The organism is Hydrococcus rivularis NIES-593 (genome assembly GCF_001904635.1).
Classification (GTDB): Bacteria; Cyanobacteriota; Cyanobacteriia; order Cyanobacteriales; family Microcystaceae; genus Hydrococcus; species Hydrococcus rivularis.
This window is the reverse complement of sequence record NZ_MRCB01000001.1, coordinates 215,914-236,217: the sequence shown is the minus strand read 5'-3', so window position 1 is coordinate 236,217 and position 20,304 is coordinate 215,914. Positions and strand designations below refer to the sequence as shown.

Sequence of the window (20,304 nt, the reverse complement as noted above, 5' to 3'; positions counted from 1 at the left end):
ATTGGTTATTGGTTGTCTGAGCTAGGTAACAAACAACAACCAATAACGATTTAATTTTTTACTTTTTGAGCGATGAGTTGAGTGAGTTGTTGACGCAGAGATTCGATGGAAATGCGCTCCAAAATCTCCGCAGCAAAAGCATCGACTAGCAAGCGACGCGAATCCGCTTCTGTCAAACCACGACTGCGCAGATAGAAGACTTCATCGGCTTCTAGCTGACTCACGGTGGCACCGTGGGAACATTTAACATTATCTGCTGTAATTTGTAACTCTGGCTTAGTATTAACTCTGGCTTTAGGAGACAACAGCAAATTGCGATTTAACTGAGCTGCATTCGTCAGTTGTGCCGCTTTCGGAACAAAAACTTTGCCATTGAAAACGGCATGAGCGCTCCCATCAATAATACACTTATGCAGTTGATCGGTCGTTCCGTGGGGTTTAGTCAGAAAAATCGCGCTGTGGGTATCCGACACCTGTTCGCCAGAAATCGCCACTAACCCGTTTAGGTGCGTGGTCGTTTGTTCTCCCGTCTGAAATATATCTAAATTATTGCGATACAGTTTTCCACCCAGGTTAATCTCATTACAAGTGTAGCGGCTGTCGCGGGCTTGCGCGATCGCACTCTTGGCAATGTGGAATCCCTTCTCCGACTCCTGTTGAATGCGGTTGTGCCTGACTTGGGCGTTGTCTTGCACCCAAATCTCTGTTACCGCGTTGGTAAAGTAAGGTGTATTCTTCCCCACTGCCCCATAAAATTCTACCAATTCTAGGCTAGATCCCGTTTCAGCTACTACCAACAAGCGCGGCTGAGAAAAGCTAGGGGACGAACCAGAGACAGAAAGAAAAAGAACTTGAATTGGCGTTTCGACGATGACGTTGGGATTCGCCCAAATCACTGCTACATCTATTAATCCAGATGTATTAAGCGCAGTAAAGATTTCAGTTGCGTCTTCTTGTCGGGCTAAATACTTGACAATTTTGTTATTTTGTGCATCTGGCAAATCGACTAAGTTGCCAACGTAAACGCCTTCTGGCAATCCCGACACATCAGACAATTCGGGACAATAAAAGCCGTTGACGAAGACGATTCGACTTTGCTTGGCTTCTGGTAAAGTCAATCCTTCTATATCACCAGCAGCAATCGTTGCTTTTTCTGCTACTTGAAAGCTAATTTGTAGCCAATCCGATAAATCGGTGAAGCGCCATTCTTCATCTCTTTTGCTAGGTATTCGCGATTCTAATACTTGAGAAACGGCTTGTCGGCGCAATTCTTCTATCTTATCTGCGATCGCGATATTTTCAACCATTTTTTTCGCTTCGCATTTTTTCAGTAAATCTCTGAGGTAAGCATCACTTGTCAACCCCGTTTCTTCAGTTTTTAATATCGCTGTCGTACTCATTTTTTGATTTCTGACTTTTGACTTAACTTAAGTACCAACTTCTGAAAGAATTTTTTCTTCTACAAATTCGTAGCCGCGAGATTCTAATTCAAGTGCCAATTCTTTAGTGCCACTGGTAACGATGCGACCGTCATACATAACGTGAACGTAATCCGGCGTAATGTAGTTTAGCAGGCGTTGATAGTGAGTAATGACCAGGAAAGCATTATCGGGGGTTGCCAATTGATTAACGCCGTTGGCAACAATTCTCAGCGCGTCGATATCCAAACCCGAATCGATCTCGTCTAAAATCCCTAATGTGGGTTCTAATAACGCCATTTGTAAAATTTCATTGCGCTTCTTTTCTCCACCAGAGAAGCCTTCATTCAAACTTCTCTCTAGAAAACTAGAATCCATCTGCACGATTCCCAGTTTTTCTTGCACTAAATCTTCAAAATCGAACGTATCGATTTCTTCTAAACCGAGATGCTTGCGTCGGGCATTATAAGCTACGCGGAGAAAATCTAGATTGCTAACGCCAGGAATTTCTAACGGGTATTGGAAACCTAAAAATATTCCTTCTAACGCACGTTCGTCTGGTTCTTTTTCCAGTAAATTTTCCCCTTTATAAATGACCTCTCCTCCCGTCACTTCATAACTGGGATGACCTGCTAAAACTTTAGCCAAGGTACTTTTTCCCGAACCATTACGCCCCATAATCGCGTGAATTTCTCCCGCTTTAATTTCTAGATTGACTCCCTTCAAAATCGGTGTATCGTCTACATTAGCCGTTAAATTCCGAACCGATAAAATGACTTCGCTATTTTCTCTAATCATCAGTTTATTGTGAGTTATTAGTGAGTAGTTAGTGGTTAATGGTTAGTAGAAAAAACTAGCTTACGAATTCTAACCACTAACCCGAAACAATCCTTTTAGCCTACAGTTCCTTCCAACTTTAGACTTAATAGTTTATCAGCTTCTGCGGCGAATTCCATCGGCAATTTATTCAAGACATCTTTACAGAAGCCGCTTACCAACATTGACACTGCGTCTTCTTCAGAAATTCCCCGTTGGGCAAAGTAGAAAAGCTGATCTTCTCCAATCTTAGAAGTCGAGGCTTCGTGTTCTACCTTGGCAGAGTTATTATCGACCTGAATATAGGGAAAAGTATTAGCTTCGGCGTTGTCTCCAATCAGCATAGAATCGCATTGGGAATAATTCCTCGCACCCGTTGCTTTGGGTCCCATTTTTACCAAACCTCGGTAACTATTCTTGGAATTCCCAGCAGAAATTCCCTTAGAAATAATCGTGCTGCGAGTGTTTTTGCCAATATGGATCATCTTAGTTCCCGTATCGGCTTGTTGCTTGTTGTTGGTGAGGGCGATGGAGTAAAATTCCCCAACGGAATTATCTCCAATTAACACGCAACTCGGATACTTCCAAGTGATTGCAGAACCCGTTTCGACTTGCGTCCAAGAAATCTTAGAATTAACTCCCTTACACAAGCCACGCTTAGTGACGAAGTTGTAAATTCCACCTTTACCATTTTCGTCTCCAGCGAACCAATTTTGCACGGTGGAATATTTGATTTCTGCGTTGTCTAAAGCGACCAATTCTACCACTGCTGCGTGGAGTTGGTTGCTATCGTACATCGGCGCGGTACAGCCTTCTAAATAACTTACAGAAGAACCTTCATCGGCGATAATTAGCGTGCGTTCAAACTGTCCTGTTTCTCCGTTGTTGATGCGGAAATAAGTAGAAAGTTCCATCGGGCATTGTACGCCTTTGGGAATGTAGACGAAGGAACCATCGCTGAAAACGGCAGAATTAAGGGCAGCAAAATAGTTGTCGCCAACCGGAACGACACTACCGATATATTTCTCAACCAGTTTGGGATGTTCTTGTAGGGCTTCGGAAATCGAACAGAAGATGACCCCGTGTTCGGCGAGTTTTTCTTTGAAGGTGGTGGCGATAGAAACGCTATCGAAAATGGCATCTACTGCGACGTTCGAGAGTCGTTTTTGTTCCGATAGCGGAATGCCCAGCTTTTCAAAAGTTTCTAAAAGCGTGGGATCGACTTCTTCGAGACTTTTGAGTTTTTCTTTGTTCTGCTTGGGTGCGGAGTAATAAATGATATTCTGGTAATCAATGGGCGGATAGCTCACGTGCGGCCAAGTAGGTTCCGTCATCTTCTGCCATTGCCGATAGGCTTTGAGACGAAACTCCAGCATGAATTCCGGTTCGTTCTTTTTGGCAGAAATCAAGCGAATAATATCTTCATTGAGTCCGCGAGGAATGGTATCTGACTCAATGTTGGTAACGAAACCGTACTTGTATGGCTGGTTGACTAGGTTTTTGACTGTTGTGGCACTCATTTGACTTTAGTGTTCTCTCTCTTTGTACAAACAGGCGATCGCTGTTAGGATGGCAGGCAAGTGGTGACGGCTATCAGCAAAGCAACGGGGTTGTACGAGGTTCTAAGACTTAAACAACATTTTTGTTGTTTAATTTTATTCTAGAATAGATTAACAATAGTGTTGTTGTCAAAGTCGAATCAATTTTTTCAGGATCGGCTCAAGAGTGACCAGCGAACACTATTGACGATCGCGCGGCATTTCCCACCCTAGGAAGATGACGATTACTCAGCCCCCTTCCACCAAACAAGATATTCTTCAATATTTACTCAGAAACGGTCAAGCTACTGCCCAGGCTTTAGCTGACAACTTAGATATAAGTCCCCAAGCCATTCGCCGCCATCTCAAGGATTTAGAAACCGAGGAACTAATCGAACATCATGCCATTCAAGTTGGCATGGGACGTCCTCAATACATCTACCGTTTGAGCAAAAAAGGACGAGATCGCTTTCCTCAAGGATACAGCGAATTTGCCGTATCTTTTTTGGACACCCTGGTAGAAACGGTTGGAGAAAAACAAGTCGGCGAAGTTCTGCGCAAGCAGTGGGAACGCAAAGCCGAGGAATACCGACAAAGAGTGGGCAATGGAACTCTCAGAGAACGGGTAACTAAATTAGTCCAACTCCGTCAGGAAGAGGGCTACATGGCAGAATTGCTTTTGGTAGAGAACGATAATTCTAAAAAGGGGATTCCAGAGAAGTACATTCTAGCAGAACACCATTGCGCTATCTCTGAAGTTGCCGAATCTTTTCCCAGCGTTTGCGGACACGAATTAGAAATGTTCTCGGCTGTCTTGCCCGATTGTACGGTAGAACGCACCCACTGGATTAACAATGGCGAACATAATTGCGGCTACTTAATTCAAGCAAAATTTAAAATCGAATGACCAATGACCAAAGACAAATGACAAATCCTCAATTTTTAACCCCCGAAGAGTCAGCCGATGTTGATGCGGCTTTATTATCTTCGCCGGAAAAATTTTTGACCCGATTGACAATTTCTTCCTTAAGACTATTGAAAATTATTGCCGAAGATAGAGGCATTCCCATAGAAGAACTGACTCACAAACAGATAATTGAGTGGTTTGAAAAAGATGGAAAAATTCGACGCGATCGAGGAGTTGAGGCGGCTGTTTTAAAATGGTAGGTAGTTCCTCGTACAACATTTAATTAATTAACGATGACTATTGAACTGAAAGTGCCAAGTATCGCCTGCGAAGCTTGTGCAAAAACCATTACTGAAGCCATTAAAACGCACGAATCAGATGCAAAAGTGAAAGTTGACGTTGAAAACAAACTTGTCTCCGTTGAAACCGAGGCATCTGAAGAATCGGTTAGGCAAATCATTCAAGCAGTCGGACATACCGTCGAATAAGGTTTGAACGCTAAACTAGGAACTATTCTAGGTGTCAGTTCAAGCGATCGCGTTGGTGAAGGGGCAGATTACTATTAAAAGCAAACCAGTGAATCAATTGGTTTGGCAACATAACTTTAACCGTCTCTCCCTCCCAGTTTTGGTCGATAGGAAGTAAAGTACGTACCGTCAAATCTGACCCCCTCACGCGCACGCTAATTAACTTTTCTTTACCTAACGCTTCGACTAAATAAACTCGACCTTCTATAGTTTGGGAATCTTCGACTGGGTTGAGACTAATGTCTTCGGGACGAATGCCCATTACAATTTGCGAAGGCATGGTCGGGAAGGCTGGTAAGACAATTCTAAAATCGCCCAGGATGGCTGTATTTCCCTCACAAGAAAGTTCCAGTAAATTCATCTGCGGACTGCCCACAAAACCCGCGACAAACTGATTGGCTGGATGGGCGTAAATTTGATAAGGGGTGTCTAGCTGTTGCAGCAAACCGTCATAGAGAACAGCCACCTGATTGGATAAGGTCATAGCTTCGGTTTGGTCGTGAGTCACGTAGACGACGGGTTTTTGCTGATCTTTGAAAATCTGCTTGAGTTCTGAACGAACTTGTTCGCGCAAAAGCGCATCTAAATTGCTTAACGGTTCGTCTAGTAAAAACACGTCTGGTTCGCGAACCAATGCCCTGGCCAGGGCAACCCGCTGTCTCTGTCCGCCAGATAGCTGGCTGGGTTTGCGATAAAGCAATTCTTGCAATCCCAGCTTTTTGGCGACCGATTCGAGTCGAACCTGAATTTCTGTTCGAGGAACCCTACGAAGTTTTAGGGCAGCAGAGATATTTTCCCCAACACTCATATGCGGGTAGAGGGCGTAACTTTGAAAAACCATCGCAACATTGCGATCGCCTGGTGCTATCTTATTAACTGTCTTCCCGCCAATAACGACTCTTCCCTGGGTCGGTTGTTCTAAACCCGCAATCAACCGCAGTAAGGTTGACTTGCCGCATCCAGATGGTCCCAGCAGAGTAAGAAACTCTCCATCCTCGACTTCAAGGCTGATATCTTTAACGGGGACAATATTATCTGCATACTGTTTGCGTAAATTGTGTAATTCGAGTTTAGCCATAATTGGTAGGGGCGCACGGCTGTACGCACATACAGTTATTTGTGGTTACATTAAATAATCTTTAACAATTTTCACAATTCTCTGAGAGGCTTTCCCATCGCCAAAGGGATTAATCGCATTCGCCATCTTCTGATAAGCCTCAAAATCGCTCAATAACTGACTAGCAGCCGCAGCAATATCGGACGGTCGAGTTCCTATCAGTTTAGCCGTTCCCGCTTCAACCGCTTCCGGTCGTTCGGTAGTTTCTCGCAATACCAATACGGGTTTTCCCAAACTAGGGGCTTCTTCCTGTATGCCGCCAGAATCCGTCAGCAGCAAGTAGCACCGTTGAATTGCTCCTACCAGTTGGGCATAATCTAGAGGTTCTGTTAAAAAGACTCTAGGATGGTTTCCTAAAGCATTTTGAATGGGTTCTCGAACGGTAGGATTGCGATGGAGGGGTAAAAGCAAAGCTGTATCGGGAAATTTATCTAAAATCAGGCGAAATCCTTCAATAATGTCTTTTAGTGGTTCTCCCCAGTTTTCTCGCCGATGCACGGTTGCTAATAGAACGCGATATTTTCCCCATTCCAATCCAGGAACGGGACATTCAGGGTTGCGGTGGGCAACCGTTAGTAAAGCATCGATAACTGTATTGCCCGTGTGATAAATTTCTCCTGTCACGCCGGAACGCTGGACATTCTCAAAAGCCCGTTTGGTAGGCGCAAAATGAAGTTGCGTCAGTTGGGAAATGAGGCGGCGATTGATTTCTTCTGGATAGGGATTATAAATATTGTCGGTGCGTAACCCCGCCTCTACATGACCGACGAGAATCTTTTGATAAAATGCAGCCAAAGCTGCTGCAAAAGCCGTAGTCGTATCGCCTTGAACGATAACGAGTTGGGGAGAGATTTGCTGAAATACTTTCTCTAATCCTTGCAAACTGCGACAGGTGATTTCTGTCAGACTTTGCTTGGGCTGCATGATTTTTAAGTCTTCATCAGCTTGCAACTCGAATAGTTGCATAACTTGGTCAACCATTTCTCGATGCTGTCCCGTCAACACTACATGAGTCCGAAACTCCGGTAATTTTTGAAACTGTTGGATGACTGGGGCAAGTTTAATGGCTTCGGGACGGGTGCCCAGCACGATGCAAATTGAAAGGGTTGATGGGTTCATTCGATTGCGGATTCGAGTTCTCCTTGTCTATGTTACAGATAATTATTAAAATTACTGGAAAAATTGTGATGAAAAAACCCGGTCGCAACCGGGCTGCACTAGCTTGATTTTATTAATTTTCTGAGTCAATTGTGTTAATTTTTACTGAGTCAGACCGCAGGTAAGCGGACAGGATGCATATACGGAAGTATGCGAAGGGCTTGCTTCGCCGTGCAGCCATGTAAGCCAACTGACTTCGGTTGGATGAATGCCATTAGCAGTCAGAATTGCAGCTCCTATAAATATCCCTAGAGCGTGTGCGCCGACTATGCCGCCCGCTACTAGCAAAACTGCGCTAACAGGCAAGAGGGATTGCAAGATAATTGATAAAAAAGCACCAACGGTAGCCATTAATACAACGACAGGAAATCCGACAACGAGCAAGCAAACCGTCAGCGTGAAACTCCAGATTAAAAAGCTTTTGGCTAGGGTAAATATATAGCTTTTTTCCCAACTTTGTTTTTGAGCTAATTCCATTTTTTTGTCTCCAGAGCAAACCACTTATCTTCCATAAAGGAAGAAAATATTAAAGATAAGTATAGGTAAGCTTAAGAAGATGAGAATCGCCTTTTAAAATAAATTCACATTAATTGGGGAAAGTTAGGTTGTTTGTATCGACTTGTTGCAATTGGGGGTGATTTTGGGTAGATAGCAAAGCAATAAATCTGTCTTATGATAGAGACAAGAAATAAACGATCTTCGTCGATCCCCAATTTAATCTATTTTTGAGCGAGAACAAGCGCCTCAATTGAGTAATACATTAAAATTCACTGCTTAATATTTTGAAATTTTAGGATCTGTAGTCGTTTAAACAGATGCGATCGCATTTTTATATTAAGCATTTATCCGCGAAAACTATACCTCAATCGCATCGGTAAAGCGAATTTTGAGATAATCCTCTTCTATCTTGGCGCCTGCTGGTTTGAGGGCAGCTAAGGCTTGCGGCAAAACTAAGTTGCGTCGATGGTTCCCGATTCTAATATTTAATTCGTCGCCCGTTTTATTTAACTGGATTTGTTCCTTAGGAACGCCAGGTAAATAGAGTTCTAAGCTATAGTTACGATCTTGTTGGAGAACTCGAATCGTGTTTTCTTTGTAATAGACTTGAGCTGGGTCTTCCTCTGGGTAGAGAGTTTCTTTGAGACGTTCTAGCGCAGCTAAACCGCACATCTCTTCGGAAAAAAGCGGAACTTCTTTAACGGGTAGGGGATGAAAATTCTCGTAAATTTCCTGTTTGTATAGCTTCTGATTGTCTTTCCAGTGTTGGAAAAAAGGATCGGTGACAGTCTCAGGAATAATCCGATTGGCAATGACGAGATCGGTAGAGACATTATACAAACTCAAATAAGAATGCGCTCGCAAGGATTCCTTAATAACCATCTTTTCGGGGTTGGTTACTAAGCGCACCGAAGTTTGAGTATTATCGGTTAAAACCTTTTCTAAGGCTTCGATCTTCTCGTAGAATTCGTAAGGAGCGTCCATGACCTCCTTGTCGGGTAAAGAAAAACCTGCGATCGGTCTAAAGATGGGTTCTACTATGGGCCGTAGCGCAGCCGACATTCCTTGTAACGGTTTGTAAAACTTTCTCATGTACCAACCGCCAACTTCGGGAAGACTCAAGAGTCGCAAAGCCGTTCCCGTAGGCGCGGAATCGATAATCAAAACATCATAGGCGCCTTCGTCATAGTGGCGTTTCATGCGCACCAAACCGAAGATTTCATCCATCCCCGGTAAAATTGCCAATTCTTCAGCTTGAACGCCTTCGAGTCCCCGCGCTTGCAAAACTTGAGTAATGTAGCGCTTAACCGATCCCCAATTGCCTTCGAGTTCCATCAGCGCGTCCAGTTCGGCTCCCCAGAGATTGGGACGCACTTGTCGCGGCTCGTGTCCCAATTCTAGGTCAAAACTGTCGGCAAGGGAATGGGCAGGGTCGGTACTCAGTACGAGAGTTTTATATCCTAATTCAGCGCAACGGAGTCCGGTAGCAGCAGCAACAGAAGTTTTGCCTACCCCTCCCTTACCAGTCATGAGAATTACACGCATCGATGCTCGGCTGTATATGAGAAAAATTTACATTACTTATACTTTAGCATTTCGGCACTCGATCGTCGTGACGCGCAATGTCTCTTCAAAATCAGGAGCGATCGGTGTATTTTAGCGATAAATAGCTTTTTGAGCTTGGGAAACTAGACCAACGCTGATAAAACGAGAGTAGTTGTCCAATCTTCCTTGTTGTGCGATTCTGTCCGGTTGGTTGTAAAGTTCGCTAACGAGTATGCCCATCATGGCGGCGGAAGCCAGAGCGAGGATATAATTGCGGATAGCAACTGATTCTTGGCTAGCTGAAAACATAACTAAAAATCTCCTAACTCTGTTGTTTTCTAAGAGTAATTGCGGAGTTTCAGTCATGTCAGTCCCACCCAAAAGGGAAATACTCTCTCTAGAAAGAAAATTGTATTACCCCTAAAGTAGAAAATAGTGGAATTGAAAAGGGATAGGGTTAGGAACCAGAAAATAAAAATTCCTAGTTCTCCGTACGAGCTTTTTGGCAAACTCGCTCCCAACTAAATTTCTGAAAAGCGAATGATGTCATCATCCCCCAAATACTCTCCGTTTTGGACTTCGATCATTACCAGTGGAATTACTCCTGGATTTTCAACGCGGTGAGGAGTATTCATGGGAACGTAAGTCGATTCCTTTTGCTTGAGTAACTTTTCCTCTCCATTACAAATAACTTTCGCCGTCCCAGAGACAACTATCCAGTGTTCGCTGCGATGATAGTGCATCTGGGTGCTAATATGATGCCCCGGTTTGACGACGATGCGATTGATGCGATAGCGAGATCCTTCTTCGAGTACGGTAACGGTTCCCCAAGGAGGAGTTCTAGTAATTTCTTCATGTTCGGATAATTGAAGGACTTCTTCGGTATCGCCGTTCTTAGGATTTTTCGAGTCTTTACTCATCAACTTTACCTTCCCTTCGAGACTTTACCTAGCAATTATTGCGATCGCTAATTAAATGCCATCACCATCAGTCTACAATTCCTCGACTTGGTAGGTATAAAAATTTTCTAAAGCACCAATAGTCTCAAAGTAGTAACCCGGTGCGGGGGCGGGAAGCGACAATTTGGTTTGATAAATACTAAACAACAGATAGTTCTGCCGTTTTGTCTGTTGTGCGATCAGTTGTTTGATTTGAGGTCGTGCCGTATCGACCAAAGATTTGCAAAAACTTTGTACGATCCCGTCTAATTTCTCTGATACTTGCGTACAACCCTCTTCTTTTAGGTAAAGCGTTAGTCTTTCCGTTGCGTACTGTTCATAGGTTTGATTGCTCGGATTGGTAACGACCAGCAATCCGCCCATGCCAACTATCGCAACTCCCCCAACCCAAATTAAGCGCTGCCCAATTTTCATCGTCATGCTCGCTATTGTTACGATCGCTGACTTCCAGATTAACTCAGTTTCCGTTCTCTTAAAATCGAACCTATAATATGCTATAATCATTTAATGAATGGCGAGCGTAGCCAAGCGGTCAAGGCAGTGGATTGTGGTTCCACCATTCGTGGGTTCGAATCCCATCGTTCGCCCTGAATCTAAATCCCTTAACCAAAACTTCGATCTTAATCAATCAGGAAAAGAAGAATGATTGTTCTTCTGGTTTCGAGTTAGCGGAATGTTAAAATTGAATGGGTGCAAGCTGGCAAAAAAAAGACGATTTCCCATCCCAACGCGAAGCGATTATGTCATCTCCCGAAACTTCCTTACCTCCTAACCTCGATCGCATCGTACAGCGTTTTAAGAGCCGCACGGATCCCAAAAAACGCTACGAGCAACTGCTTTGGTATGCCAAAAAACTACAGCCGATGCCGGAAGAAGAGAAAACGCCAGAAAATAAGGTTCATGGTTGTACTTCTCAAGTGTATATCGCTGCTGACTTGAAAGAGGGAAAGGTTTGGTATCGAGGCGATTCTGACGCACAGTTGGTCAAGGGATTGGTGGCATTATTAATTGAGGGACTCAATGGTTTGCCTCCCCAAGCAATCTTACAAGTCACCCCGGATTTTATCGAAGAAACGGGGCTGAAAGTCAGTTTAACTCCTTCCCGCGCCAATGGTTTTTACAATATTTTTAAAACCATGCAGAAGAAAGCCTTGGGATTGGAATTGGGAATGTCGGCTTAAACTGCATAACTGTTCAATTTTGTAAGGGCAGATTGCTTATCTGCCCTCAAGCCTAAATTTGAGCTTTTCCGTTCGCGATCGAATCCAATAAGGTTTAAAAAGCAATCTTTTATCCTTATTCTTTATCTATTCTTTATCTTCATCTTCTGCTACGAGGGATTTCAAGGTTTTGCCTTCAGAAATAGCACGAGTACAAGACCAATTGCTTGGTAAGGTAGAGGGCCATCCCATACGCAATGCTTCCGGACAAATTGTCATTACGGTAAGCTGGCAATCAATTAATTGAAATCCCTCTTTTTCACACTGTTTAAGACTCTGTTTTAAGATCGAATCGTTTTTAAACTCAATTGTTTTATTACACTGAATACAAACGAGATGATGGTGATGATGGGGATAGGGTTGATTGAGTTCGTAATGTTTGTGTCCTTCTGCTAGTTCTAATTCTCGAAGAATCCCCATCCGGGACATTAACTTGACACTGCGGTAAATAGTCGATAAACTAATCCCCTCTTCTCTTTGCTCTAAGAGAGAATAAAGTTCTTCCGCACTCAGATGATTCCCCCGTGGCAAATTCTGAAAAACGTGCAGGATCTTTTCTCTCTGCGGTGTCAAGCGCCAACCTCTAGCATTTAGTTCGGCTTTCAGCGATGTGGCAGTGTAAGGAGGCATACTAACTCCTTTCAAGAAACTCTATCTAATTGACAATGATAGACGCTCTTGCTGTTGATTTGCAACAAAAGCCAGTAATTGAAAATCAATGGCAAAATCATTTTGATGGCGAAGTCAATTCTAGATTATACCAATTCAAAAAATGTTTGCGACAGATAAGGCATTTAGGAGTCCGTTCAGCCAGGAGTTGAGGCAACTTGGTTCTCAGATGCTCCATTAAGATAATGTTGTGAATGTTTGGCGTACCTTCAGTTAACCCAAATGATAGCAAGCGAGCGGCTTCAGGCGCGCCAATGGCAGTATAGATCGAGAGATGGTCGAGTTCAAATGTCATAGCCAGTAACCCTGCCTAGTAACAGCGGACAGTCTTCTACTGTAAAGTCCCGAGCGGCGCTCGAGCGCTAAACCTTTTGATTGATAGATTGAATGTAGTTTACCTCTTCCTGCCAATAGGAAGGCAAACGATTCCAAGGATCGCGATCGCGATCGTCGGGGCTATCGTCGGTAATGTAGAGATATTGGATATTACGGGCTACTGCGATATCGATGTACTTTTTCATCGTTGCCGCATCGGGAACGGTGTGAATCAAACAGGAAAAATGCTTCGCACCGTGGCGCTTAAGGTAGGGTTGAGGTTGATACTTCTCCCAAGCTTTTGAGTAATTCTCAAAGATTACAATAGTGTCTGCTGCCGGACGAGTCAAATAGCCTTCATCAGTCTGAGTTCCTTGGTTGAGGACTACTTTACTTAAATTGGGTTTGGCTTTGATGTAGTTGTAGAGTTCTTGATAGTAATCCAGCTTATCAGCACCGCTAGCCGCTTCGTCGAAGAAAATCCCGTTGATATCGTAGTACTTATCATAGAGGTCGATCTCGGACTCTACCTCAGCCAGATTGCGCTTGCCATAACTGGTAAAAACATAACCCAACAGAGTAACGCCTGCTTTTCGCAAATCGTCGAGACCTCTGGCGTAATCTTTATTTGGCGCACCGGAATCAGGGCCATTATTAGGATTGATAACTGCGGTAATGGGCACTTGACTGGCAGCTTTTGCTACTCTAGTCCATGAATAGGTATCGGGATCGTACCAGGTTGGATAGGAGTAGAGTGGGATGAGAATTTGAAGCTGGGTAGCCTCGACGGGGAATTTCATAACACAAGCAATGAGAGATGCGGTTAATAGAGCAGTAGCAATAAATTTGGCAAGGCGGTACATGCAAGGTTAGTCTTCGATCGCGGTTAGTTTTCTGACTGGTATCAAAATAATCATATAGCGACTCGATCCTCGCCAATCGAGGCGACATTCGCGTTACTCTTAACAAAGATTAAAACTTAGCGATTGACTGATTATTTAACTGACTATGCTTACAGCCGGAATTGTTGGACTTCCCAACGTTGGTAAATCCACCTTATTCAATGCCTTGGTTGCCAATGCCAAAGCTGAGGCTGCCAACTTTCCCTTTTGTACCATCGAACCCAATGTTGGGGTTGTATCAGTCCCCGACGAACGTTTGCAAGTGTTGGCAAAACTCTCCCATTCCGAAAAAATTGTGCCAACGCGGATCGAATTTGTCGATATTGCGGGCTTAGTTAAAGGCGCAAGCAAAGGCGAAGGGCTGGGCAATCAATTTCTTGCCAACATTCGAGAAGTAGACGCGATCGTTCATGTAGTACGCTGTTTTGAAAACGACGATATCATTCACGTTTCTGGTTCTGTCGATCCCGTGCGGGATATCGAGGTAATTAATTTAGAGCTAGCTTTGGCAGATTTGGCGCAGGTAGAACGCCGCATCGATCGCACTCGCAAGCAAGCCAAGAATAGCAAAGAGGCGCAAATCGAACTAGGAGCCTTGGAAAAATTAAGCGCTGCTTTGAATGAAGGTAAATCCGCCCGTCAGGTTGACTTAAGCGAAGAAGAGGCAGAAGCCATTAAATCATTGGGACTGCTGACGGGTAAACCCATCATCTATGCGGCTAACGTATCCGAAGAAGATTTGGCACAGGGAAATGAGTGGGTAGAGAAAGTCAAACAAGTTGCCGCCGCAGAAGGCTCGAAAGTTGTCGTCGTCTCTGCTCAAGTCGAAGCAGAATTAGTCGATCTATCCGAAGAGGAGCGAGCGGATTATCTGGCTGCTCTTGGCGTGGAAGAAGGAGGGCTAAAATCCTTAATCAAGGCGACTTACGAACTATTAGGATTGCGCACTTATTTAACCACGGGCCCACAAGAATCTCGCGCTTGGACGATTCGTGCTGGTATGAAAGCACCGCAAGCGGCAGGGGTTATTCACTCCGATTTTGAGAAAAAGTTTATTCGCGCAGAAACGATTTCCTACGAGGATTTAGTCGCAGCAGGCAGCATGGCGGCAGCAAGAGAAAAAGGCTTAGTTCGCAGCGAAGGTAAAGATTATGTCGTACAGGAAGGGGATGTGATGTTATTCCGAACGGGGGCTTAATCCCCATTGGATTGGGGAATTCGATTGGAAGAATTTTGGTACGGAAATTGCGATCGCTGACGGTCACAAAACCGAACCTACGATACCTAGATTCTCTTGCTAGTTTTGAATTGGGGGCTTGAAAGCGAGCTTCCTGAAATTTAAAAACTTTACCAATTTCCTAGAAGCCAGGAAGTTTGAGATCGAGTCTCCTAAGACAAAAGCTCTAATCTTGGAGGTGTAGTTATGGCACTTATTCGTTGGGAACCTTTCCGGGAAATCGAACGTTGGGAACCCTGGCGGGAAATGGAAAGCTTACAACAGCGCATGAATCGCTTGTTTGAAAGATTGATGCCCGATGGAGAAAGAGCGCTTTCCTTTGGCGTTCCTGCTGCTGAAATGGAAGAAACGGACAGCGAGATTCACCTCAAACTAGAAGTCCCCGGTTTAGAAGCCAAAGATCTCAACGTTGAAGTGACCGCCGACTCGGTTTCGATTAGCGGCGAGCGCAAGTCTGAAACCAAGACTGAAGGAAAAGGAGTTACTCGCTCTGAATTCTACTATGGCAAGTTCGAGCGAACGATTCCGTTACCTGCCCACATCCAAACCGACAAAGTTCAAGCCGAATACAAAAACGGGATTTTAAACCTTACCTTGCCGAAAACCGAAGAAGAAAAACACAAAGTCGTCAAGGTTAATGTCGGTTAATAGATTTAGTTGAGTTAGCCACTCATTGCACCCAACAGGATTGGCAACATAAATTCCCTGCCGATCCTGTTGTAATTATTTTTGTTCGTATAGCGGTGCTGGCTTCTGTCTGATGCGTCCGGCAATGGGAACGACTCGATCGACGACTGCTATGAGATATTGGTAATCTGGGGGAGGAGCGTTGGTAATGTATCCCGCAGAAGATGCGATCGCGGGCGAAACTTTGGATAGCGCCTCGCGAATTTTGTCTTTTTGAGCCGGATCTAGGTCGGACGAGACTAAAACGGCTCCGCTTGGAACTATGTGAGAATCTGTATGGAGAATGCGAAAGCGAACGCCAGGAAACTTGGAGCGATATTGGTTGAATTCCGCTAGCGACATGGCTCCTGCTGCGACTTCTCGATTAGCAATTAATTCGAGGACGTTTTTTGGCGTTGCTGCCAAACGGACTTCGGCTAATGTCAACCCATACAAGTTGTAGATAGGTAAATAATATCCCGTCGCAGAACCCGGTTGACCCAAAGCAATTGTCTTTCCAGCTAGCCGATCGAGGTTTTCGATCGGATTCTCTTTGAGGACAATGATAACCGAACGAGTTTTTAATGCTCCTTCTGTCGGAAACAGAGGCACGTATTGCGCTTGAGAAATCGCGATCGCGGCTAATCCGGGCGGAGCAAAGACGATATCCCAGCGCTTGCGCTTGATTTGATCGAGGGCTTTGAGTTCGTTGTAGGCTGGCTCTAATTCAACTAAACTCCTCAGTGTGCTACCTAAATAATTTTGTAGCTCGGAGTATTGTTCGACCGAGCGATCGCTTTCTTCAAAACTAATGACTCCTATAGTCAATTGTCCCGATGAGGGGGGACTCATCGACCTACACCCTACCGCTAGCATCAGAACCGATAAAAGTAGGAAGCGCTTGAGCAACATATTTAACAAGCTTTAAGAAATGCGATCGGGTCTTTGCGTTTACAATTTTAGGCAGATTACAAATGAACTATTACAATTTTAATTTTTTTCAGGAGTTTATAAATGCTAAGACTTTTTAAGCTCGGTACAAAACTTAATATAGGAACTCAACTCAATCTAGGGACAAAACTCAATTTGCTTTTGGTATTTATCTTTTTTCTCGTCGTTTCTGTCAGCGGATTATTGTTATCGATAATTTTGAATCGAAATGCAGAACAAATTGTTACTGACAAAGCTTTTTTATTAATAGAAACGATGAGTTCGGTCAGGCACTACACTAGTACTCAGGTCAATCCAGAATTAGCTCCTAGACTAGAAACCGAAGACGAATTTTTGCCTCAAACCGTTCCTGCTTATTCGGCTCGCGAAGTTTTTGAACGCCTAAGAACTCGTAAAGAATATCAAGATTTTTTCTATAAAGAGGCGACGTTAAATCCTACAAATTTAAGAGATAAAGCCGACGAATTTGAAACTCAAATTGTGGAAACTTTTCGCACTCAACCCACTTTAAAAGAAAAGACGGGTTTTCGTTCCCTTCCCGGTGGCGATATCTTTTATATTGCTCGTCCTCTCGCTGTTTCTCAGGAGAGTTGTTTGCGGTGTCACAGTGCGCCAGAACTAGCTCCTCCAAGTCAAATTACTACCTACGGCGATAAGAATGGTTATGGCTGGAAATTAAACGAAATTGTAGGAGCGCAAATGATTTCAGTTCCTGCTAGCACAGTTTTTGAAGCGGCACGCCAATTACAGTTTTCGGTCATCGGTATTCTCAGCGTATTTCTGCTGCTAACGATTTTCCTGATTAACCTCTTCTTGAAAAAGACGGTGACTAACCCTCTCAAAAAAATGTCTCAAGTAGCCCAAAGAGTCAGTACCGGCGATTTATCTGGAGAGTTTAAACATCTAGCCGACGATGAAATCGGCATTCTTGCAGCTTCTCTCAACCGCATGAAAGTCAGTCTAGAAATTGCGATGAATATGCTCAATTCAGAGTCACAGCAGTAAGGGCGCACGGCAAGTACGCCCCGAAAGAAGTTATACCGTTTGCGGCTGACCTTGCGGCTGGAATTGGAACAGAGAATAGACGACGTTCCGGCGAATATCGATCATCATCTCTAGGAACATCTCATAGCCTTCTTGTTTGTACTCGATTAGGGGGTCTTTTTGTCCGTACCCACGCAATCCGATCGACTCGCGCAAGGCGTCCATTGCTTGTAAATGCTCGCGCCAGAGGGTATCGATTTGCTGCAAGATAAAGAAACGCTCCGCTTCGCGCATCAGTCCCGGACGAACTTTATCTACTTGGTCTTCCTTGATATCGTAGGCTTTGCGAACTTCTTCGTGCAGGAAGTTTTTGATCTCGCTGACGCTCATGTCAGCAATATCGGAAACCTCGACATCTTCCAAAAGATAGACAAACTCCTTGGCTTTATTTACCAGACCTTCTAAGTCCCATTCTTCGGGAGGAAGTTCGGGATTGACGTAAGCATCGACGATCTCGTCCATCGTCTTCTCGGCGTACTGGAGAACCTGTTCTTTGAGATCCAGTCCTTCCAACACTCGACGACGTTCGGCGTAAATTGCCCGACGCTGATTGTTCATTACCTCGTCGTACTCGAATACCTGTTTGCGGATGTCGTAGTAGTAGGTTTCTACTTTTTTCTGCGCCCCTTCCAGCGATCCGGTGAGCATCTTGGATTCGATGGGCATGTCTTCTTCGACTCGCAAGGCGGTCATCAAACCGGCAACGCGATCGCCGCCAAAGATCCTCAGCAAGTTGTCTTCCAAACTCAGGAAGAACCGCGTCGAACCGGGGTCGCCTTGTCGCGCCGCCCGGCCTCTTAATTGGTTGTCGATGCGGCGAGATTCGTGGCGTTCGGTTCCGATTACGTGCAGTCCGCCCAGTCCTACGACTTCGTCATGTTCTCTACTGGTATACTCTTCGTATTCTCGGCGAATGAGTTTGTATGCTTCCCGCAGTTTTTGAATGACGGGATCGTCGATGGGAGCGTTTTCAGCCGCGATCGCTACTTTTTCTTCGGCTTCCAGTTCCGTTAAACTCTGCTCTCCGTATTGGTCTACTGCAAACTTCACCACATCTTTGAGCAGCTTTTGGGCATCTTTAGATAGCTCGGTGGGAAAAATTTGAGGCGATGCCTTCCAGGTTTTGACTTTCTTGCCGGGAGCAAAGCCTTGAGGACGGTTGCGCCCGCCGACTCCGGGAACGCTAACCCCCAGGGCATCGTCGTCTTCCGGTCGGACAATCTTGGGCATTAAATATTCTCGGATCTTCAATCGCGCCATGTAGTCTGCGTTACCGCCCAAGATAATATCGGTACCTCGACCTGCCATGTTGGTAGCGATGGTGACAGCGCCTTTGCGTCCCGCTTGTGCCACAATTTCCGATTCCCGTTCCACGTTTTCAGGGCGAGCATTGAGCAGGTTGTGAGGAATTTTCTTTTCTTGGAGTAAACGAGAGAGCAATTCTGATTTTTCGACGCTGGTCGTTCCCACCAACACCGGACGACCTATTTTGTGCATTTCTTCGCATTCTTCTGCTACGGCTATCCACTTGCCCCGCTCGTTTTTGTAGACTACATCTGGCATATCGTAGCGTCTAGAAGGTCGGTTGGTCGGGATAACCGTCACCTGTAGGTTATAGACCTTTTCCAATTCAGTTTCTTCGGTTTTGGCAGTACCCGTCATCCCCGACAGTTTGGGATAGAGCAGGAAGAAGTTCTGATAGGTAATGGTTGCTAGGGTTTGAGTTTCCGGTTGAATCTCTACCCTTTCTTTGGCTTCGATCGCCTGGTGCAAGCCGTCGCTCCAACGTCGCCCTGGCAATACCCGTCCGGTGAATTCATCCACAATGACTACTTCTCCATTGCGGACGATATAGTTTACGTCTTTGATAAAGAGTTCTTTTGCCTTAATGGCGTTGAAAATGTAATGCGCCCAGGGATTATTTTGATCGTATAAGTCTTGAACTCCCAATAGTTGCTCGGCTTTTTCAAAACCCTCATCGGTCATGAGAATATTGCGGGCTTTTTCATCGACTTCGTAATCGCCCGGTTGACTTTCATCGACTTGTCTGACCAGTTGTTGGGCAATTTCTGCCGCCTTGAGATATTTTTCTGTCGGACGTTCTATCTGTCCGGAGATAATTAATGGCGTTCGGGCTTCGTCGATGAGAATCGAGTCTACTTCGTCGATGATGCAGTAGTTGAAGGGACGCTGCACCACTTCTGCCATCGACGGCGCCATATTGTCTCGCAGGTAGTCAAAGCCTAGTTCGCTGTTGGTGGTGTAGGTAATATCGCAGGCGTAGTTTCTCTTTTTCTCTTCTGGACTCATTCCCGCTTGGATTAAGCCTACGCTTAGCCCCAGAAAACGATGGACTTGTCCCATCCATTCAGCATCGCGGCGGGCGAGGTAGTCGTTCACCGTCACGATGTGTACGCCCTTCCCCGTCAAACCGTTGAGATAGGCAGGAAGGGTTGCTACTAGGGTTTTCCCTTCCCCGGTTTTCATCTCGGCAATTTGCCCTTTATGCAGGACGATACCCCCAAGTAACTGCACGTCAAAGTGACGCATTCCCAAAACGCGAACGGCAGCTTCTCGAACTACGGCAAAGGCTTCGGGGAGGATTTCGTCTAAGATGTCTTCTAGTTCGCGATCGCTTCTGGCTTTTTCTAGTTTTTGCTTAAACTCTGCCGTTTTCTGCTTGAGTTCTTCGTCAGAAAGCTTTTTAATGTCTTCTTCGAGAAGGTTAATGTCAGTCACCAGGGGCTGAAGTTTTTTGATCTTACGTGCGTTGGGGTCGCCTAATAAACTTTTTAATAGCATGGCAGTTTCTTATCG

Annotated in this window: 23 protein-coding genes and 1 tRNA gene; 9 read left to right on the top strand and 15 right to left on the bottom strand. The window is 44.8% G+C overall.

What is annotated here, in order from left to right:
* Positions 1–50: 50 nt before the first annotated feature.
* From sufD to sufB, 3 genes are all read right to left on the bottom strand, one after another.
* The gene (gene sufD / locus NIES593_RS01060; RefSeq protein WP_073597811.1) at positions 51–1,400 is read right to left on the bottom strand and encodes a Fe-S cluster assembly protein SufD; all 1,350 of its coding nucleotides are present in this window, start codon (positions 1,398–1,400) and stop codon (positions 51–53) included.
* 27 nt (positions 1,401–1,427) lie between these two features.
* Positions 1,428–2,216 (bottom strand): Fe-S cluster assembly ATPase SufC, encoded by a 789-nt coding sequence (sufC, locus tag NIES593_RS01055; RefSeq protein WP_073597810.1) that lies wholly within the window; start codon positions 2,214–2,216, stop codon positions 1,428–1,430.
* 95 nt (positions 2,217–2,311) lie between these two features.
* Positions 2,312–3,754 (bottom strand): Fe-S cluster assembly protein SufB, encoded by a 1,443-nt coding sequence (sufB, locus tag NIES593_RS01050; protein WP_073597809.1) that lies wholly within the window; start codon positions 3,752–3,754, stop codon positions 2,312–2,314.
* 256 nt (positions 3,755–4,010) lie between these two features.
* Here sufB and sufR point away from each other — a divergent pair, with 256 nt between their 5' ends.
* The 3 genes from sufR to NIES593_RS01035 are packed head-to-tail and all read left to right on the top strand — an operon-like array spanning position 4,011 to position 5,167.
* The gene (gene sufR / locus NIES593_RS01045; protein ID WP_073597808.1) at positions 4,011–4,679 is read left to right on the top strand and encodes an iron-sulfur cluster biosynthesis transcriptional regulator SufR; all 669 of its coding nucleotides are present in this window, start codon (positions 4,011–4,013) and stop codon (positions 4,677–4,679) included.
* A gap of 17 nt (positions 4,680–4,696) precedes the next feature.
* The gene (locus NIES593_RS01040) at positions 4,697–4,939 is read left to right on the top strand and encodes a hypothetical protein (RefSeq protein WP_073598038.1); all 243 of its coding nucleotides are present in this window, start codon (positions 4,697–4,699) and stop codon (positions 4,937–4,939) included.
* A gap of 33 nt (positions 4,940–4,972) precedes the next feature.
* The gene (locus NIES593_RS01035; RefSeq protein WP_073597807.1) at positions 4,973–5,167 is read left to right on the top strand and encodes a heavy-metal-associated domain-containing protein; all 195 of its coding nucleotides are present in this window, start codon (positions 4,973–4,975) and stop codon (positions 5,165–5,167) included.
* 34 nt (positions 5,168–5,201) lie between these two features.
* Here the strand turns inward: NIES593_RS01035 and NIES593_RS01030 are convergent, their stop codons facing one another.
* The 4 genes from NIES593_RS01030 to NIES593_RS01015 form a co-directional block, all read right to left on the bottom strand.
* Positions 5,202–6,284: an ABC transporter ATP-binding protein gene (locus NIES593_RS01030; RefSeq protein ID WP_073597806.1), complete on the bottom strand. Its 1,083-nt coding sequence runs from the start codon at positions 6,282–6,284 to the stop codon at positions 5,202–5,204.
* A 45-nt stretch (positions 6,285–6,329) separates the two neighbouring features.
* Entirely contained in the window at positions 6,330–7,442 is a 1,113-nt protein-coding gene (gene wecB / locus NIES593_RS01025; RefSeq protein ID WP_073597805.1) for a non-hydrolyzing UDP-N-acetylglucosamine 2-epimerase, read from the bottom strand.
* A gap of 141 nt (positions 7,443–7,583) precedes the next feature.
* A complete protein-coding gene (locus NIES593_RS01020) occupies positions 7,584–7,958 on the bottom strand; it encodes a hypothetical protein (RefSeq protein ID WP_015145943.1) in 375 nt (124 codons plus the stop codon).
* A 378-nt stretch (positions 7,959–8,336) separates the two neighbouring features.
* Positions 8,337–9,524, bottom strand: a complete 1,188-nt coding sequence (locus tag NIES593_RS01015; protein WP_073597804.1) for a TRC40/GET3/ArsA family transport-energizing ATPase — start codon at positions 9,522–9,524, stop codon at positions 8,337–8,339.
* On the opposite strand from NIES593_RS01015, the gene NIES593_RS25040 reads away from it, so the two are divergent.
* Positions 9,508–9,639, top strand: coding sequence for a hypothetical protein (locus NIES593_RS25040; protein WP_281250687.1), 132 nt, complete (start codon positions 9,508–9,510; stop codon positions 9,637–9,639). The genes NIES593_RS01015 and NIES593_RS25040 overlap by 17 nt on opposite strands.
* Here NIES593_RS25040 and NIES593_RS01010 read toward each other — a convergent pair.
* From NIES593_RS01010 to NIES593_RS01000, 3 genes are all read right to left on the bottom strand, one after another.
* Positions 9,636–9,833: a hypothetical protein gene (locus NIES593_RS01010; RefSeq protein WP_073598037.1), complete on the bottom strand. Its 198-nt coding sequence runs from the start codon at positions 9,831–9,833 to the stop codon at positions 9,636–9,638. The genes NIES593_RS25040 and NIES593_RS01010 overlap by 4 nt on opposite strands.
* Positions 9,834–10,045: 212 nt before the next feature.
* Complete coding sequence (locus tag NIES593_RS01005) at positions 10,046–10,444, bottom strand: cupin domain-containing protein (protein WP_073597803.1); 399 nt, start codon at positions 10,442–10,444, stop codon at positions 10,046–10,048.
* Positions 10,445–10,516: 72 nt separating this feature from the next.
* Entirely contained in the window at positions 10,517–10,897 is a 381-nt protein-coding gene (locus NIES593_RS01000; protein WP_073598036.1) for a DUF4359 domain-containing protein, read from the bottom strand.
* Positions 10,898–10,997: 100 nt separating this feature from the next.
* On the opposite strand from NIES593_RS01000, the gene NIES593_RS00995 reads away from it, so the two are divergent.
* Both NIES593_RS00995 and NIES593_RS00990 read left to right on the top strand, forming a co-directional pair.
* Positions 10,998–11,070 (top strand) — tRNA-His (locus NIES593_RS00995).
* A 153-nt stretch (positions 11,071–11,223) separates the two neighbouring features.
* A complete protein-coding gene (locus NIES593_RS00990) occupies positions 11,224–11,664 on the top strand; it encodes a SufE family protein (protein ID WP_073598035.1) in 441 nt (146 codons plus the stop codon).
* 126 nt (positions 11,665–11,790) lie between these two features.
* Here NIES593_RS00990 and NIES593_RS00985 read toward each other — a convergent pair whose 3' ends face one another.
* The 3 genes from NIES593_RS00985 to NIES593_RS00975 all read right to left on the bottom strand — a co-directional run bounded on the left by NIES593_RS00985 (position 11,791) and on the right by NIES593_RS00975 (position 13,550).
* Entirely contained in the window at positions 11,791–12,333 is a 543-nt protein-coding gene (locus NIES593_RS00985) for a ferric uptake regulation protein (RefSeq protein WP_015145937.1), read from the bottom strand.
* Positions 12,334–12,430: 97 nt separating this feature from the next.
* Positions 12,431–12,667 (bottom strand): hypothetical protein, encoded by a 237-nt coding sequence (locus NIES593_RS00980; RefSeq protein WP_073597802.1) that lies wholly within the window; start codon positions 12,665–12,667, stop codon positions 12,431–12,433.
* 67 nt (positions 12,668–12,734) lie between these two features.
* A complete protein-coding gene (locus NIES593_RS00975; protein ID WP_073597801.1) occupies positions 12,735–13,550 on the bottom strand; it encodes a spherulation-specific family 4 protein in 816 nt (271 codons plus the stop codon).
* 145 nt (positions 13,551–13,695) lie between these two features.
* Between NIES593_RS00975 and ychF the strand changes: the two genes are divergently transcribed.
* Both ychF and NIES593_RS00965 read left to right on the top strand, forming a co-directional pair.
* A complete protein-coding gene (gene ychF, locus NIES593_RS00970) occupies positions 13,696–14,787 on the top strand; it encodes a redox-regulated ATPase YchF (RefSeq protein WP_073597800.1) in 1,092 nt (363 codons plus the stop codon).
* A gap of 225 nt (positions 14,788–15,012) precedes the next feature.
* Positions 15,013–15,474 carry an Hsp20/alpha crystallin family protein gene (locus tag NIES593_RS00965; RefSeq protein WP_073597799.1) on the top strand — a complete coding sequence of 154 codons (462 nt, stop codon included), beginning with the start codon at positions 15,013–15,015 and terminating at the stop codon, positions 15,472–15,474.
* Positions 15,475–15,549: 75 nt separating this feature from the next.
* Here the strand turns inward: NIES593_RS00965 and NIES593_RS00960 are convergent, their stop codons facing one another.
* Positions 15,550–16,344 carry a phosphate/phosphite/phosphonate ABC transporter substrate-binding protein gene (locus NIES593_RS00960; protein WP_245817205.1) on the bottom strand — a complete coding sequence of 265 codons (795 nt, stop codon included), beginning with the start codon at positions 16,342–16,344 and terminating at the stop codon, positions 15,550–15,552.
* A gap of 162 nt (positions 16,345–16,506) precedes the next feature.
* Here NIES593_RS00960 and NIES593_RS00955 point away from each other — a divergent pair, with 162 nt between their 5' ends.
* A complete protein-coding gene (locus NIES593_RS00955; RefSeq protein WP_073597797.1) occupies positions 16,507–17,448 on the top strand; it encodes a Tll0287-like domain-containing protein in 942 nt (313 codons plus the stop codon).
* Positions 17,449–17,478: 30 nt separating this feature from the next.
* On the opposite strand, the gene secA is transcribed toward NIES593_RS00955, so the two are convergent.
* Entirely contained in the window at positions 17,479–20,289 is a 2,811-nt protein-coding gene (secA, locus tag NIES593_RS00950) for a preprotein translocase subunit SecA (RefSeq protein WP_073597796.1), read from the bottom strand.
* Between the last annotated feature and the right edge of the window lie 15 nt (positions 20,290–20,304).